The sequence below is a fragment of the Apibacter muscae genome (genome assembly GCF_007845595.1).
Lineage (GTDB): Bacteria > Bacteroidota > Bacteroidia > Flavobacteriales > Weeksellaceae > Apibacter > Apibacter muscae.
On sequence record NZ_SELI01000020.1, the window covers coordinates 1 to 14,964 of the forward strand.

Annotated in this window: 16 protein-coding genes; 12 read left to right on the forward strand and 4 right to left on the reverse strand. The window is 31.2% G+C overall.

Annotated features, from left to right (window positions below; genetic code table 11):
• Positions 1-216 precede the first annotated feature (216 nt).
• The 8 genes from ETU10_RS07565 to ETU10_RS07600 all read left to right on the forward strand — a co-directional run bounded on the left by ETU10_RS07565 (position 217) and on the right by ETU10_RS07600 (position 9,085).
• Positions 217-576 carry a hypothetical protein gene (locus ETU10_RS07565; protein ID WP_146311145.1) on the forward strand — a complete coding sequence of 120 codons (360 nt, stop codon included), beginning with the start codon at positions 217-219 and terminating at the stop codon, positions 574-576.
• Between the two features lie 54 nt (positions 577-630).
• Positions 631-2,721, forward strand: coding sequence for an FISUMP domain-containing protein (locus ETU10_RS07570; protein WP_146311147.1), 2,091 nt, complete (start codon positions 631-633; stop codon positions 2,719-2,721).
• Between the two features lie 145 nt (positions 2,722-2,866).
• Complete coding sequence (locus ETU10_RS07575) at positions 2,867-4,009, forward strand: 2-methylaconitate cis-trans isomerase PrpF family protein (protein WP_146311149.1); 1,143 nt, start codon at positions 2,867-2,869, stop codon at positions 4,007-4,009.
• Positions 4,010-4,050: 41 nt separating this feature from the next.
• Complete coding sequence (locus tag ETU10_RS07580; protein WP_146311151.1) at positions 4,051-5,049, forward strand: 2-hydroxyacid dehydrogenase; 999 nt, start codon at positions 4,051-4,053, stop codon at positions 5,047-5,049.
• A gap of 23 nt (positions 5,050-5,072) precedes the next feature.
• The gene (locus tag ETU10_RS07585; RefSeq protein ID WP_146311153.1) at positions 5,073-5,579 is read left to right on the forward strand and encodes a DNA-3-methyladenine glycosylase; all 507 of its coding nucleotides are present in this window, start codon (positions 5,073-5,075) and stop codon (positions 5,577-5,579) included.
• 33 nt (positions 5,580-5,612) lie between these two features.
• On the forward strand, positions 5,613-7,106 hold the full coding sequence (locus ETU10_RS07590; RefSeq protein WP_146311155.1) for an NAD(P)H-hydrate dehydratase: 1,494 nt from the start codon (positions 5,613-5,615) through the stop codon (positions 7,104-7,106).
• A gap of 78 nt (positions 7,107-7,184) precedes the next feature.
• A complete protein-coding gene (locus ETU10_RS07595) occupies positions 7,185-8,363 on the forward strand; it encodes an MFS transporter (RefSeq protein WP_146311157.1) in 1,179 nt (392 codons plus the stop codon).
• A gap of 95 nt (positions 8,364-8,458) precedes the next feature.
• Entirely contained in the window at positions 8,459-9,085 is a 627-nt protein-coding gene (locus ETU10_RS07600; protein WP_146311159.1) for an HAD family hydrolase, read from the forward strand.
• Positions 9,086-9,185: 100 nt separating this feature from the next.
• Here the strand turns inward: ETU10_RS07600 and ETU10_RS07605 are convergent, their stop codons facing one another.
• Genes ETU10_RS07605 through folE form a run of 3 tightly spaced genes read right to left on the reverse strand, consistent with a single transcriptional unit; the run spans position 9,186 to position 11,714 of the window.
• Positions 9,186-9,548 (reverse strand): hypothetical protein, encoded by a 363-nt coding sequence (locus tag ETU10_RS07605; RefSeq protein WP_146311161.1) that lies wholly within the window; start codon positions 9,546-9,548, stop codon positions 9,186-9,188.
• An 18-nt stretch (positions 9,549-9,566) separates the two neighbouring features.
• The gene (cysS, locus tag ETU10_RS07610; protein WP_146311163.1) at positions 9,567-11,042 is read right to left on the reverse strand and encodes a cysteine--tRNA ligase; all 1,476 of its coding nucleotides are present in this window, start codon (positions 11,040-11,042) and stop codon (positions 9,567-9,569) included.
• Positions 11,043-11,045: 3 nt separating this feature from the next.
• Positions 11,046-11,714, reverse strand: coding sequence for a GTP cyclohydrolase I FolE (folE, locus tag ETU10_RS07615; protein WP_146311165.1), 669 nt, complete (start codon positions 11,712-11,714; stop codon positions 11,046-11,048).
• Between the two features lie 143 nt (positions 11,715-11,857).
• Between folE and ETU10_RS07620 the strand changes: the two genes are divergently transcribed.
• The 4 genes from ETU10_RS07620 (at position 11,858) to miaA (ending at position 14,435) form a co-directional block, all read left to right on the forward strand.
• Positions 11,858-12,367 carry an acyltransferase family protein gene (locus ETU10_RS07620; protein ID WP_146311167.1) on the forward strand — a complete coding sequence of 170 codons (510 nt, stop codon included), beginning with the start codon at positions 11,858-11,860 and terminating at the stop codon, positions 12,365-12,367.
• On the forward strand, positions 12,364-12,795 hold the full coding sequence (locus ETU10_RS07625; RefSeq protein WP_146311169.1) for a hypothetical protein: 432 nt from the start codon (positions 12,364-12,366) through the stop codon (positions 12,793-12,795). The genes ETU10_RS07620 and ETU10_RS07625 overlap by 4 nt, the downstream gene beginning before the upstream one ends.
• A 430-nt stretch (positions 12,796-13,225) precedes the next feature.
• Entirely contained in the window at positions 13,226-13,537 is a 312-nt protein-coding gene (locus tag ETU10_RS07630) for a YkvA family protein (RefSeq protein ID WP_146311170.1), read from the forward strand.
• A complete protein-coding gene (gene miaA / locus ETU10_RS07635; RefSeq protein ID WP_246118442.1) occupies positions 13,524-14,435 on the forward strand; it encodes a tRNA (adenosine(37)-N6)-dimethylallyltransferase MiaA in 912 nt (303 codons plus the stop codon). The genes ETU10_RS07630 and miaA overlap by 14 nt, the downstream gene beginning before the upstream one ends.
• Positions 14,436-14,464: 29 nt before the next feature.
• On the opposite strand, the gene ETU10_RS07640 is transcribed toward miaA, so the two are convergent.
• Entirely contained in the window at positions 14,465-14,830 is a 366-nt protein-coding gene (locus ETU10_RS07640) for a septal ring lytic transglycosylase RlpA family protein (RefSeq protein WP_146262642.1), read from the reverse strand.
• Between the last annotated feature and the right edge of the window lie 134 nt (positions 14,831-14,964).

Sequence of the window (14,964 nt, forward strand, 5' to 3'; positions counted from 1 at the left end):
TTATATATAATAATTAACTCTTATTTTCGTTATTTATTATTCATTAACGTCTCATAAATCAAATAGGCAGTTCGTTTTAAGTATATGAAAATAAATATATTTTTTTTAATTTGATATTAAATTCATGTCTATTATTCAAAATTATTATGACTCTATTACTTAAATTTTTTATATATTTGTAAAAATTAAAGATTTATTATCAATTAAACTTAGATTATGTGTTTCAATTATAAGATTTTTACAAAATTTTGTTTTTTTTTAATTGTATTATCCGTCAATTCTCAGGTCACCATTGGGAGTCTTAATGAGCCTGTAAAGGGAAGTATTTTAGATATAAAGCAATTTAATCCTGATAATAAAAATATTACTGCAAAAGCTGGGATATTACTTCCACGTGTTGAGCTAAAAAGTCCCACTGAATTATCATTTAGTGATTTTACCATTTCTGATGATCTGGATGAGGGAGGACAAAAATTAAAGCATACAGGTATGATTGTTTATAATGTAAATGAAACATTACCCTTTAAAAAAGGAATATATGTTTGGTCAGGATCTGAGTGGTTATTACAAGAATAGCATTTATTCATTTATTTTTTTTGTTCAATTATTATTTATTTAAAATTTACTAAAATGAAAATAGCTTATTATTATTTCATTTCTATTTTTTTTCTATTTTCCTTAAAATTTAATTCACAGGTAACAATTGGGAGTTTGTCTAAGCCTGTAAAAGGGAGTATTCTTGATTTAAAAGCTCAAGAACCTGATGCAAATAATATTACTGCAAAGGGAGGTTTGGTGCTTCCACGTGTTGAATTGGTAAATGCTAATGAATTAACTTTTAGTGACTTTTCAATTGCTGATGCTGATAACGGAGGTAATCAAAAGCTTATTCATACTGGCTTAACAGTATACAATGTTAGTGAAGTTGATCCTTTTTGTAAGGGTATATATTCTTGGAATGGAGAAGAATGGATTCCTTTGAAAAAATGTGCTAACGGGGAATTTGGAACGGGTCCCATATCTGTATATCCTGATACTCTATATGTTCCTAGTGGTCAAGATAAAAGAGGAATTACTAAAATGACCTTTGTAGTAACTTGGAAAAATGAAAAAGCTACATTGCAGCTTCAAAATGTAGAAAATTCTGCACTGTATAATAAAGTTGATTATCAACCTGTAGATTTATCCATTTATAAAGCTCCAGTGGCAATTATAGAGTTAATGCCCACTTCCATGGCTCCAGAGGATGTAAAAGATGAAAAACCTGGTAACCCATTTAAAACTAATCTATCAAACTATATTTTTTCCGTAAGCGATGGTTCTACTACGCAAACCGCATTTAAGCCTGTTATTGTTAATCAAACCAATAAAGCCTTGACCGTTGAGGGCAAATATTTACATAAACAAAAAACTATTGCCTCTCCTGCAGTTGGAGAATCTATATCGGTTGTGAGTAATATACATAGTAATGCCAAATGGAAAGTTACAAATATATCATCCCCAGAGACTGTAAAGGGGTTACAAGTAGATTCTAAAGTTGTAGTACTAGATGAAACTATATTCGGTAGTGAAAGAGAAGACGATAAAGCAAATATTAATCCTTTACAAATTACTCTTGAAAATCCTTCAGGTATGTCTACATCAGCTTCAGTGGTTTTAAAAGATGCAGAAAATCCACCTAGGTTTAATGATTTAACTTTGAGCTATTATCTTTGTTCTCCTAATGCATCAAGGACTTTATTTCAATGGGTAGAATTTCTGGGTTTTAAAGGAGTTAAGTCTAAAACGGATTGGTTAGCACTTGCTACACTTGAAGAAAGAACTGCTGCTGATACAGCTGCTGGTATAGATATTCCTCAAGAGATCAGTGGAATAGCTTGGCACAGAGATCAAGATGGTAATATATTCTTATCTGGAAGCTTTGTAGCCAATGATCCTCTTTCCAATGATAATCGTTGGATGATTACTAATTTAGCTGCTACAACATATGATCCTAAAAGATCGGATGGTACGGTTGTATCAGCTACTAATCCAATATTTAATGTAAAATCTGCTACAGTTAATGCCCCGTACATTTCATATCCAGCAGATACAGGTGATAGCAATAATGCCCAAGATAAGAAAAACTTTAACAATGATGAGCGAGTTGGTTTGTTATACAATTGGAATGCAGCTACAATGGGTAGGATTAATAGTAATGTTAATGAAATGACTAAAGATATTTCTAAAGTTCAAGGTATATGTCCTTATGGATGGCACTTACCATCGAGCCTTGAGTATGCACAATTAGTGGGTATTACGGATATTGCTGGAACTAATATCATAGGTGAGATTTCAAAGAATTACAGTATTTATTCTCGTATTGAAAATAATTCTCCTGCCAATATTGTTGGTCTTGCAGTTAAAGAAACCTGTCTAAATCTTGGGACAGATTATGCTGGACAATCCAATCCGATAAGTCCAACTGAGCGTGTAGGATTCAATTTTTTATATGCCGGGTATAGTTTTGCTACTGTTTTGGGTGGAACCTTTGCGAATTTTGGAACCTTTGGATTTATATGGACATCTAGTACAGCTTCCCCAAAAGATGGAGTAAAGCAAAGCTATGGTAGAAATGGATATTATAGTGTAAGCAGTAATAATATCTACACAAAAGCTTACTCGCTAGATAAAAAATTTAGTGTACGTTGTAAAAAAGATCCGCCTGCTTCAAGTTTATAAAATACTAAAAACTCTGAATTTATTTCAGAGTTTTTTTGTATAAATGTAAATAAGTTTAAAGTATAAATCTATTGTTTAAAATAAACAAGTATTAAGGATTTAGGGTATAAATATTGATATATTAAAAATATTTATAAAGTTAAACATGAAAAAAATAATTCCATGCACTTGGATGCGAGGAGGAACTAGTAAAGGTGGTTGCTTCTTAGAATCTGATTTATCTAAAGATCTTACGGAGCAAGACAAAGAATTAACGAATATTTACGGAGGTAACGATCCTTCTGGTAGAGAAATTAATGGCTTAGGAGGTGGGACTTCAACCACTAGCAAGGCAGTTATTATAAGTAAACGGACGGAGGGAGTAAATGCTATAAATTATACTTTTGCGCAGGTTGATACTAAATCAACTTTGATTGATCGTAAGGGAAATTGTGGAAATATGTCAACAGTAGTAGGTCCCTTTGCAATTGAAAAAAAATTGGTAGATAGTATTAAGGAGCCTATAACCCTAGTTAATATTTACAATACAAACACCAATAAGAAGATAGTGGCTCATGTGCCTGTGAAAGATGGAAAGGTTGTCTACGAGGGCGATTATTCAATTTCAGGAGTACCTGGAACCGCTTCTAAAATACAATTAGATTTTTTAGATCCAGGTGGAGCTGTAACTGGAAAATTATTGCCTACAGGTAATGTGGTAGATATTTTGGATGTTGTAGGTTTGGGGCAATTCAGAGTGTCAATGGTTGATGCTTCCAATCCCTTAGTTTTTGTTAAAGCAGAAGATTTAGGGATTAGTGGTGTTGAGTTACCTGAGGATATCGATGATAATAAGGAATTGTTAGATAAAATGTTAGCTATTCGTGAAACGGCTGCTGTTTATATGGGCATAGCTAAAAATTTAGAGGAAGCTAAACAAATACCAGCAATTCCTAAGTTTTGTTTTGTTTCTAAACCAGAAACTTACACAACTGTAAATAATAGTAAGATTGATAAAAAGGATTATCATTTATCCGCTCGAATGCTTTCCATGGGCAAATTACATCCAACCTATGCTATAACTGGAGGAATTTGTACAGCAATTGCAGCTAAAATACCCGGAACTATTGTTAATGAAATTGTGAAGGATGAATCTGTAAAGGAAGAAATTATTATAGGTCATTGCAATGGTACACTTTCTGTTGATTCAGAAATACAAATGGATAAAGAAGATATAAAAGCAATAAGAGGTACTGTTTTTAGAACAGCAAAAGTTTTAATAAGAGGAGAAGTAGAAGTGGATTTGTAAATATTTATTCATACCAATTATTAAAAAAAATTAAATAAAGCATGAAAATATCTTTTTTTTCGACCCAACCGTATGATATTAAATTCTTTAAAGAATGCAATGAAAAATTCAAGTTCGAACTTGAATTTTTTGAATCTAATTTAGATGAGCACACTGTAAATATTATTGAAGATTCGGAGGCTATTTGTGTTTTTGTAAACGATGTAGTAAATGATAAAGTAATTAACAAACTAGTTAAAAAAGGAATTAAATATATTGCCTTAAGAAATGCAGGATTTAATAATGTAGATTTAGAATCAGCAAAGAGAAACGGTTTAAAAGTTTGTAGAGTTCCTGCTTATTCTCCGGAAGCTGTTGCAGAACATACGCTAGCAATGCTCTTAACTCTTAATAGAAAAACTCACAAGGCATATAATAGAGTAAGGGAGCAAAATTTTTCCTTAAATGGATTGTTAGGTACAACGATACATGGTAAAACAGTAGGTGTAATTGGTACAGGAAACATAGGAAAGGTTTTTGCTAAAACGATAAAATCATTAGGAACCCATGTTTTATTGTATGATCCTTTTCCTAATGATGAATTAATAAGTGAAGGTTTTAACTACGTATCTTTAGAAGAACTTTTAAAGCAATCAAATATAATTTCATTGCATTGTCCTTTAACCCCAGAAACTCATCATATTATTAATAAGGATACTATAAGTGTTATGAAGCAAGGGGTTTATTTAATCAATACGAGTAGGGGTGGATTAATTGACACTAGGGCAATTATAGAGGGATTAAAATCAAAAAGAATAGGAGCATTAGGAATTGATGTTTATGAGCAAGAAGATAAGCTTTTTTTTAGAGATTTATCTGAAACGATTATTGAAGACGAAACTATTCAATTATTATTATCATTTCCGAATGTTTTAGTTACCGCACATCAAGCCTTCTTCACAGAAGAGGCGTTAAGTCAAATAGCCTTAGTCACTTTAGATAATTTAAGACAATTAAAAGAATTTAATTCTATTGAAAATAAATCGGCTGAGTTGGTTTAAAGCTTCTAATAAAATAATATTTTATGGATAGGGTTGGTAAAGATTATTTTTATCAAGACGCTTTAGTGGTTGCAGAAAGTTTGTTAGGAAAAAAAATTGTAAGAGTTTTTGAAACTAAAGAAATTCATGAATATATTATTACTGAAACAGAGGCTTACATCGGGGAAGAAGATATGGCCTGTCATGCAAGCAAAGGAAGAACTAAAAGAACGGAGATACTGTACCATGACGGGGGTAAAATTTATGTGTATTTAATCTATGGTAAATATTGGATGTTAAATTTTGTTACAGGGAAAGCGGAACATCCACAAGCGGTTTTAATAAGATCCGTGCAAGATTGTGTAGGTCCCGGAAGGTTGGGTAGAAAATTACAGCTGGATCATAGCTTTTATGGAGAGGATATTTATAATTCGAAAAGAATATGGGTTGAAAATTATAAATCATTTAAAAATATTAAGAAAACACCAAGAATAGGTATAGATTATGCAGAGGAACCTTGGAAAAGTATATGCTGGAGATTTACGATATAAAATAAAGATTGAAAAAAGAAAGTAATTAAATTAATGAAAATTTTTAAAAAAGAGCAACTTAGATTGTGTGATGAACACACGATAAAAAACAAAAATTTAAGATCAATAGATTTAATGGAGATAGCTGCTACCAACTGCTACAAGTGGATAACAGAGAGGTATACGAAAGACTATAGTTTCTATATAGTTTGTGGAAAAGGAAACAATGGTGGGGATGGATTAGCATTAGCGAGAATGTTAGTAGAGGGGGATTATGAGGTGGAAGTTCTAATGCTTCAATCTAAAGATGATCTTACAGAAGATACCCAAATAAACTTTGATAGATTTCCTAATTCTGTACAGTTTATTGATAATGATTCTTTTGAAATTGAAAGTTTCAATTCTACAATTCTTATTGATGCTTTGTTTGGTATAGGCTTAAATAGATCTTTAGATGGAATTGAAAAAAAAATCATAGATAAAATTAATCAAATTTCAGCTATAAAAATTTCTATAGATATACCTTCAGGATTACCTTCGGATGAACTTCCTAAAGAAAATCAAACCATTTTTAAAGCAGATGAAACTTTGACTTTTGGGTTTATTAAAAGATCGTTTTTACATAAAGAAGGTGCGGAATATACAGGGAATGTTCATATTATTGATTTAGATTTAGATCAAGATTTTATTAAAAATGAGTCAACAGATAACTATATTATAAGTAGTAATTATATTAAAAATAATATACGTAAAAGACAAAAATTTGAACATAAAGGAGACTTTGGTAAAGCATTACTTATAGGAGGTAGTTATGGACAAGTAGGTTCAATTGCTTTATCCACGAATGCAGCATTAAGAGTTGGCACAGGAATCGTACATACATTAGCTCCAGAATGCGGGTATCAAATACTACAAACACTAGCTCCAGAAGCCATTTTTCATGGTGCAGGACAAAAAATAGTAGAAACCATCGAATTATTGGTTAATGATTATACTTTAGGGATAGGTCCAGGTTTAGGAAGTGATAATATAACTAAGGGAGCATTTGAACAACTTTTAAAAAATGAAAATAAGCCTTTAGTGTTAGACGCTGATGCTTTAAATATTATAGCCACCGATAAAAAATTATTAAAATCAATTCCAGAAAATTCTATTCTAACACCGCACCCCAAAGAGTTTGAAAGAATTTTTGGGAAAACAAATTCCAGTTTAGAACAATGTGAATTGGCGCGAAAAAAAGCTATTGAATTAAAAATCCATATAGTTTTAAAAGGACATTATACCACTGTTTTAACTCCTTTAGGAATATGTTACTACAACCCTACGGGTAATGCAGGAATGGCGAAGGGTGGTAGTGGTGACGTATTAACCGGAATAATTACCGGACTACTAGCCCAATCTTATGCACCCACTGATGCAGCAATCGTAGGATGTTATTTACATGGAAAAGCTGGAGATATTGCAGCATTAAAAAAATCTCAAGAAGCCATGACGGCGCAAGATATTATAAATTATTTATCAGAAGTTTTTGTAACTTTGAAAAAATAATTTTTAAACCTAAAAAATTTATAATTTCTACCTATTCGTAGGCAGAAATTATTTTTTTAGTTATCATATAAAAAGTAGATGATCAGTAAAAAAACTAATTTAACTATTCTTACCAGTATCAGTGGCTCTCATTTATTAAATGATATGATGCAATCTATACTTGTAGCTATCTATCCAATTTTACAAAGTGATTTTTCTTTAACCTTTTCGCAAATTGGTCTTATAACATTTACATATCAATGTACAGCCTCCTTTTTACAACCTCTAATCGGAATTTATACAGATAAAAATCCAAAACCTTTTTCTTTACCGATAGGTATGCTACTTACTATGTTTGGATTTATTGTTCTTGCTTTTGCAACTAATTTTCATATAATATTATTGGCAGCATCAATGATAGGGATAGGTTCGGCAATTTTTCATCCGGAATCTTCCAGAGTTGCACGTTTAGCTTCTGGGGGAAGTTATGGATTTGCACAATCTTTTTTTCAAGTAGGAGGTAATTTAGGTACATCATTAGGACCATTACTTGCCGCATTAATTATTACCCCGTACGGAAAACAAAACATGGGATATTTTTCCTTATGTGCTCTATTAGGCGCCTTTATTTTGTTTAGAGTTAGCAAATGGTACACGGCTCAATATAAAAACAAAAAGAGTAATAATGATCAGGTGTCTGAGACAAAAAAATTATCTAGAAAAGTTGTTGTAATCTCATTAGTTATATTATTAGCCCTAGTTTTTTCTAAAGCCTTTTATTTATCCAGTATAACTAGTTACTATACCTTTTATTTAATGCATAAATTTTCAGTGACTGAGCAAGATTCCCAAATTTACCTGTTTATTTTCTTGTTTTCAGTAGCAGCAGGGACTTTCATGGGAGGTCCCATAGGAGATAGAATAGGGAGAAAATACGTGATATGGATTTCAATTTTGGGAGTAGCACCCTTTACCTTGCTACTTCCCTACGCAAATTTGTCTTGGACGATTGCCTTATCCATACTTATAGGATTAATTTTATCCTCAGCATTTTCAGCCATCTTGGTTTTTGCCCAAGAATTAGTGCCTGGTAAGGTGGGTACGGTTTCAGGTTTGTTTTTCGGTTTTTCCTTTGGAATGGGTGGATTAGGAGCTGCAATTTTGGGTAAAGTAGCCGATAAAACAAGTATTGAATATGTATATACTTTGTGTTCCTACTTACCTTTAATAGGACTTTTAACCGTATTTTTACCCGGTAAAAAAGCTTTGAAGGGATAAAAGCATTTAAATTGAACACGTTTATTATATTTATTTTTAATTAAAATAAATATATATCTTTACTAAAGGTTTATAACAAATTTTAATTCTCATCAATGATTAAAACTTTTTTGTTTGATATGGATGGTGTAGTCGCAAACACCGAAGTGCAATATGACATTTTTTTACAATCTTTTATTGAAGAATATAACTTGCCAGAGACATTTTTAAGCGAAGTTAAAGGCGTACGTTGGCCGGATATCATTAAGAGGTATTTCAAAAATTCTTCGGAAGTTGAAATCCAGAAGCTTCTTGACAAGGTTTATGAATTTGAAGCCAATGATTTGATCTATGAAAATATCCCTGGTGTTGTACCATTTATCAATAAGTTAAAATTAAATAATTTTAAACTAGGATTAGTAACCAGCTCTTTAAAGCCAAAAACAGAAATAGCCTTAAGAAAAATGAATTTGGAAAATGTTTTCGATGTGGTTATTACAGGTAGTGATGTAAAGAAGGGTAAGCCAGACCCAGAATGTTATTTATTAGGGGCTAAAAAATTAAATTCTTCGCCTAGCGAATGCATAGTTTTTGAAGATTCCTTTGCAGGTATTGAGGCAGGTTTGAAAGCAGGTATGGAAGTTGTAGCGCTTTCCACAACCAATTCTGAAATTTCGTTGAAAGAAAAAGTAAAAAAAGTTTATCCTAATTTTATTCATCTTCCGATCGAAGATTTAGTATAATATTATTAAGATTAAAAATTTCAATCCTGTTTATTAATTAAACAAAATACCATTATAGGTTATATCTAAAAGTAATATTTGATTAAGCTTGTTTTACCAATTATTTCGCTAATTTTAAATACTGACTTTCGAAAATTGGTAAACTTTGAGGAGTACTATCGTCATAATATATAGTTATACTATCTCCTATTTGGTTTAAATTTTCTGAATTTTTCTTTAAAATGGTTGAATGTATATTACCTTGATTATCGGTGTAGACAATCGTCCAAACATCAGAATCAGAATTACCAATGTTGATAGCCATTCTCTCGCCAGTAATTTTAGCTTTTGCTTTTTTAGCTACTGAAATATTGATGATATCTTCCGCAGGTATAATAGATGTCTTCTCTTGTTGTTTATTCTGGGAACAGGAAATTAAGAAGTATATCCCAACGCTATATAAAAATAAATATTTAAGTTTCATATAAGTTTTAATAAATTGTTATTCAATTTCATAAGTGGTACCCTCTTTACCATCTTTTAACACGATACCCTTAGCCGCTAAACGATCTCTAATTTCATCAGATAAACTCCAATCTTTTTCTAATCGAGCCTTATTTCTTAAATCAATTAAAACTTTAATTGTTTGGTCAAGTTTATCGTTATCATTTAAGCAATCTGTCAACAATTCAAGACCTAAAACATCATAAAAGAAATTGTGAATGGCTTGCGTGAATATATGTAAATCAGATTCCGAAAGTGTTTCATTTTTAAGATCTAAACTATTGATTAGTTTTACAGCATCAAATAAATGAGAAATTAAAACAGGTGTATTGAAATCATCATTCAATGCATGGTAACAACTATCTACCCATTCATAAACGTTGAAACTTGAGGTTGACGATGGTTTTATAGTTCTAAGTTTATCTATGGCAGAGGTAAGTCTTAAAAAACCTTTTTCAGCAGCCATCATAGCATCGTTAGAAAGATCTAAAACGCTTCGGTAATGTGCTTGTAAAAAGAAAAAACGTATGACCATAGGATGGATAGGCTTTTCAAAAAAAGAATTATCCCCAGAAATTAATTCTTCAGGAAGAATGGTGTTTCCCGTAGATTTACTCATTTTTTGACCATTTAAAGTAAGCATATTCGCATGCAACCAATATCGTACGGGTTCTTTATTAAAACAACCTTTGGATTGTGCAATTTCGCATTCGTGATGTGGAAACTTTAAATCCAAACCACCACCATGAATGTCAAATTCTTCGCCTAAATATTTTGTACTCATCGCTGTACATTCTAAGTGCCAGCCTGGAAAACCTTCACTCCAAGGGGAAGACCATCTCATTATATGTTCTGGAGATGCTTTTTTCCATAAAGCAAAATCTTGAGGGCTTTCTTTTTCGTCTTGACCATCTAGCTCCCGGGTATTGGCAGCCATATCTTCAATTTTACGTTTGCTAAGTTCACCGTAATTTCCCCCATCATCATCATATTTTTTCACATTAAAGTACACGGAACCCTCCGATACATAGGCATATTCTTTTTCAATTAATTTTTTAATTAATTCTATTTGCTCAATAATATGTCCAGTAGCGGTAGGTTCAATATCTGGAGGTAAAAGGTTTAAAAGTTCAAGAACCTTGTGGAAATTTAAGGTGTATTTTTGCACAATTTCCATGGGCTCTAGTTTTTCTAATACCGACTGTTTAGAAATTTTATCTTCTTCATTGTCCAAAAGATGACCGGCATCCGTTATGTTTCTAACATACCTAACTTTGTATCCTAAATGTCTCAAATAACGATTAATGATATCAAAAGATAAAAATGTACGACAATTGCCCAAATGTACCTTATTGTATACAGTAGGTCCACAAACGTACATGCCAACAAATCCGTCGTGTACAGGAACAAAATCTTCTTTTTGTTTATGCAGGGAATTGTATAGCTTAATTTTGTTATTTTTATAGGTACGCATAAATTAAATTTTAAAGTGAGAATCAATCCCAATGTAATGTAAAAATTCTTTCCGAGTAGTTGGGTTGGTTTGAAAGCTTCCGCTTAATTCAGCGGTGACTGTACTGCTATTAGTATCTTTAATTCCTCGGGAATTTACACACAAATGTTTAGCATCAATAACGCAAGCAACATTCTTAGTATTTAAAGCTTCCTTTAAAGCTTCCACAATTTGTCGGGTTAAACGTTCTTGTACTTGAGGTCTTCGGGCATAATAGTTTACTATACGATTTATCTTAGATAAACCTATAACCTTTTGGTTAGAAATATAAGCCACATGTGCTTTACCAATAATAGGTAAAAAATGATGTTCACAAGTAGAATAAACCGTGATATCTTTTTCAATAAGCATTTGTTTGTACTTATAATTATTATCAAAAGTAGATATGGCAGGTTTATTTTCAGGAAGCAAGCCACCAAAAATTTCATTCACATACATTTTAGCAACTCTTTTTGGAGTGTCTTGCAAACTATCGTCTTTCATATCTAGCCCTAGAATTTTCATAATTTCAGTAAAGTGGTGCTGAATCAATTCCTGTTTTTTTTCAGGAGAAATAGTAAAAGCATCCTCTCTTAACGGAGTATATTCAGTAGGGGAAAAATGATCTTGTTCCTCATCGTCGGTATTGAACATAGTGTATGGTTCTCAAATTTAATATTTACAAAAATAAGTTTTTTTTAAAGCAAATAAAAAATATATACAGCGTTATTTATGTAAACTAATGGGGTAAATGGTATGTTAAATGATAGGTATTTTAAAATTTTACGGATAGGATTATGAAAAATCAACGAGAAATGGGTATAGACAACCTTCGCTTTGCTATGGTAGTACTTGTCATTACTCTGCATGCAGCAATGACTTTCATGGATTATGTACCGGAATGGTGGTATGTAATCAATCCCAAAAGAAGTTTAGGTTTTACTTATTTAGTCATAATTTTGGATACTTTCCCTATGACGGTTCTTTTTTTTCTCTCTGGATATTATGCGCCGAATTCCTTAATGAAAAGAGGGAAGCGTTCTTTTATATTGAATAAAACAATACACATAGCCCTCCCTTGGATGTTAGGAGTCCTATTTATAGCTCCATTTTTTTCCAGACTAACTATGTCTGCTTATGGTTATCCTTCAATCCCTTTAATCTCTTTTTACTTCAATGATTTCTTAGGAGCATTTTATCAGCAAGCGCATTACTGGTTTTTAGGAGTATTATTTTTATTTTTTATCATTTATGCATGTGCATTACCAAAAAAAATAAGTTTTTTAATATTGCTACCTCAAGGATGATACTTTCTACAATTTTTCTTACTGCGGTGGCTTATTTTTTATCTACTCGATATTATAAGCCTGCGAATGGGTGGACCAATGTAGGTTATCTTTTATATTTTCAACCAGCAAGATTTATGGGCTATTTTTTAATATTTTTCTTAGGAATTTATGCTCAAAATAAGCATTGGTTTAAAGTGAATGGTTGGAAGCCTTCATTAAAAATTTTTCTTTCCATTTACTTCATTTCTATGGTGGGCGTTATTACAATTCAAATGAACCTATTCAATCCTATTACCGATGGGCAAAAACAAATCGCTGAAGCTATTTTTTATAGTTTAGCATCTGTATTCATAACTTTTTTATTGATTATTCTATGTATGAGAGTTCATGGATCAGTGCAAAAAATCATTCATTTTTTTTCTCCCTATTCTTATGGAATCTATTAGTTGCACCAAATATTTTTAATGTTAATTTTGCAATTCTTACTTAATGCTAATATTCCTATTTTTATTAAATGGTTTCTTTCTATAGTAATTACGGTATTTATTACAACTATATTAACTAAATACGTATTGAAGAAGCTTCCGATATTTAAAAAAATGTTTTAAAAAATGTTTAGAATATTTAATAACGTATCTTTGTTAGAATAAATCTAAATAATAATTTGAGTATGAATATTTATATACAATACATTTTTATTTTAGCAATTGTAATTTTTTCAGTGATTTATTTAATACGTTTATTTAAAGATACCTTTTTGTCCAATAAAAAAGGTAAATGTGGAGAAGAAAAATGCAAGTGTGGCAATCATTAATATTTATAGGATTTGGAATGCAAATTGCTCTGTACATATATGAATTATTTTTTAGCATTTAAATGAAATTAAAAAAATTAATAGGAATAATATTTACCCATCGAAGATTTTTATCTAAGTTTCCGGATTTATTCAGAATGCTTAGAGCTTCTTTACTGGGGCATTACAAACCTGGAATAAAAAATTTATTTATATCATTATTTGTTATTGTATATGTAATTTCTCCTTTGGATCTTATTCCTGGTTTCTTAGTTGGGATAGGAATATTAGATGATATCACTCTTACTTTTTTGGCATTATCAAAATTATTCAAAGAAGTAGATAAGTTTAGAGAATGGGAAAAACAAAAAGAATCTATCATTGTCATCAAATAAGAAGCTTATTTCTATAGTCGGGCCTACGGCCATAGGAAAAACCAGTTTATCAATAAAGATAGCCCAATACTTAAATACTGAAATCATTTCTTGTGATAGCCGTCAATTCTATAAAGAGATGAAAATAGGTACGGCTTGTCCTTCTGATGAAGAATTGGATATGGTTCCTCATCACTTTATTCAAAATTTAAGCATTAAGCAAGACTATTCAGTGGGCGATTTTGAAAGAGAGGCTATAGAAGTCATAAATTTTCTTTTTCAAAAGCACGATCAATTAGTGATGGTTGGAGGTTCTGGACTTTATGAAAAAGCGATAAATGAAGGTTTGGATGAATTTCCGGATGTAGATCCAGAAATTAGAAATAGCCTTGTAAGTGAGCTTAATGAAATAGGAATAGGATTTTTAGTATCTGAGTTAAAGAATGTTGATCCTGAATATTATGCAATTGCAGATCTTCAGAATCCCATGCGTGTAATACGTGCCTTAGAGGTATTTAGAAGTACAGGTAAACTTTTTAGTTCTTTTAGGAAAAAGAATTTGAAATCAAGAGATTTTTCAACCATAAAAATTGGTTTAGAAGCTCCTAGAGAAATTATATATGATAGAATAAATCTTAGAGTAGATCAAATGATGCAGAATGGTTTGTTGGAAGAGGTTAAAACTTTACTGCCGTATCGGCATGTAAATGCGTTACAAACGGTAGGATACAAAGAGTTATTTTCATATTTAGATGGAGATATAAGTTTGGATAAAGCAATCGAAGAAATAAAGAAAAATTCACGTAGATATGCCAAACGTCAATTAACTTGGTATAGAAAAGATTTATCTGTACACTGGTTTCCATATAATGATAAAGACGCAGTCATCCAATTTATTAAGAATTTATTAGAAAAGTAAATTTCTAACATTCAAGATTTAAGTTAAAATTATTTTAGAATTTTATATTTCACCTTTAAAATTCCTCGCTGATTAGGAGCTAACTTACTAAAAGCTTTCTTGCTCAAATCAAATTCTCTACCTGCAACAAAAGGACCCCGGTCATTAATTCTAACGATTACTTTTTTATTGTTTTCTGGATTTATAAGCAACACTTTTGTTCCAAAGGGTAGTTTTTTATGTGCAGCTGTTAGCTTATGCATATTATATTTTTCTCCGTTAGCCGTTGTTCTACCATGAAATGGTTTGCCATACCAACTTACCGTAGCATTCTTATAGGTAGGAGTATAATTAGTGCCACAGGAAAACAAAAATAAAAATAATGTAGCTAGTAATATAAATTTTGAAAGTCTCATAGTAGTATATAAACTGCTGAAAAATATAATTTATTGTATGTGTACAAGAAATGTACAATCAGTTTTTAGCTTAATGTTTTGCTAAAGATTCCCAGAACATTAATATTTTACAACGACAAAAGTTATCAATTTTA